Source organism: Bacillus haynesii (assembly GCF_001969855.1).
In the GTDB taxonomy this organism is placed as follows: Bacteria; Bacillota; Bacilli; order Bacillales; family Bacillaceae; genus Bacillus; species Bacillus haynesii.
This window is the reverse complement of the sequence record NZ_MRBL01000047.1, coordinates 1-1,096: the sequence shown is the minus strand read 5'-3', so window position 1 is coordinate 1,096 and position 1,096 is coordinate 1. Positions and strand designations below refer to the sequence as shown.

At 49.1% G+C, this 1,096-nt stretch carries 9 tRNA genes and 1 rRNA gene; all 10 read right to left on the bottom strand.

From position 1 onward, the window contains the following. Positions 1–84: 84 nt before the first annotated feature. Positions 85–160: transfer RNA gene (locus BTA31_RS22055), tRNA-Ala, on the bottom strand. 6 nt (positions 161–166) lie between these two features. After that, positions 167–243 (bottom strand) — tRNA-Pro (locus BTA31_RS22050). A 10-nt stretch (positions 244–253) separates the two neighbouring features. Then, positions 254–330 (bottom strand) — tRNA-Arg (locus tag BTA31_RS22045). Positions 331–339: 9 nt separating this feature from the next. Next, a tRNA-Leu gene (locus BTA31_RS22040) sits at positions 340–425 on the bottom strand. Between the two features lie 9 nt (positions 426–434). Further along, positions 435–509 (bottom strand) — tRNA-Gly (locus BTA31_RS22035). Positions 510–525: 16 nt separating this feature from the next. Continuing rightward, a tRNA-Leu gene (locus tag BTA31_RS22030) sits at positions 526–608 on the bottom strand. A 6-nt stretch (positions 609–614) separates the two neighbouring features. Next, positions 615–690: transfer RNA gene (locus tag BTA31_RS22025), tRNA-Lys, on the bottom strand. 35 nt (positions 691–725) lie between these two features. Next, positions 726–801, bottom strand: a tRNA-Thr gene (locus BTA31_RS22020). Positions 802–822: 21 nt separating this feature from the next. After that, positions 823–898, bottom strand: a tRNA-Val gene (locus tag BTA31_RS22015). 20 nt (positions 899–918) lie between these two features. After that, a 5S ribosomal RNA gene (rrf, locus tag BTA31_RS22010) occupies positions 919–1,034 on the bottom strand. Positions 1,035–1,096 lie beyond the last annotated feature (62 nt).

Sequence of the window (1,096 nt, the reverse complement as noted above, 5' to 3'; positions counted from 1 at the left end):
TTAGTTTTCAAAGATCATTATTAAAGCAACTCTATTATTATATCTCTTTTAAGATAAATAGTCAAGTGCTTTTTTAAAAATAAATGGTGGAGCCTAGCGGGATCGAACCGCTGACCTCCTGCGTGCAAAGCAGGCGCTCTCCCAGCTGAGCTAAGGCCCCAAAGAATGGTCGGGAAGACAGGATTCGAACCTGCGACCCCATGGTCCCAAACCATGTGCTCTACCAAGCTGAGCTACTTCCCGTTACACATAATGGCGCGCCCGAGAGGAGTCGAACCCCTAACCTTTTGATCCGTAGTCAAACGCTCTATCCAATTGAGCTACGGGCGCATATGTCAATGCCGAGGGCCGGACTTGAACCGGCACGGTAGTCACCTACCGCAGGATTTTAAGTCCTGTGTGTCTGCCAATTCCACCACCCCGGCGTGGATGGTTGGAGCGGAAGACGGGATTCGAACCCGCGACCCCCACCTTGGCAAGGTGGTGTTCTACCACTGAACTACTTCCGCAAATCTTTTTTTATAATGCGGGTGAAGGGACTCGAACCCCCACGCCGTAAAGACACTAGATCCTAAGTCTAGCGCGTCTGCCAATTCCGCCACACCCGCATAAAATGGTGAGCCATGAAGGACTCGAACCTTCGACCCTCTGATTAAAAGTCAGATGCTCTACCAACTGAGCTAATGGCTCTTTAAAAGAGACTTAAATATTATATCATAAAAAAGTGGTGCCGGCAAGAGGACTTGAACCCCCAACCTACTGATTACAAGTCAGTTGCTCTACCAATTGAGCTACACCGGCTTAATCAACAAAATATTATAATGGTGGAGGATGACGGGATCGAACCGCCGACCCTCTGCTTGTAAGGCAGATGCTCTCCCAGCTGAGCTAATCCTCCATTTGCACTTGCGTGCAATAGCTTGGCGGCGTCCTACTCTCACAGGGGGAAGCCCCCAACTACCATCGGCGCTGAAGAGCTTAACTTCCGTGTTCGGCATGGGAACGGGTGTGACCTCTTCGCTATCGCCACCAAACAAATTGAGAGGTGTTCTCTCAAAACTAGATAACGGTTAGACAATTCACAAATATTTAGGTT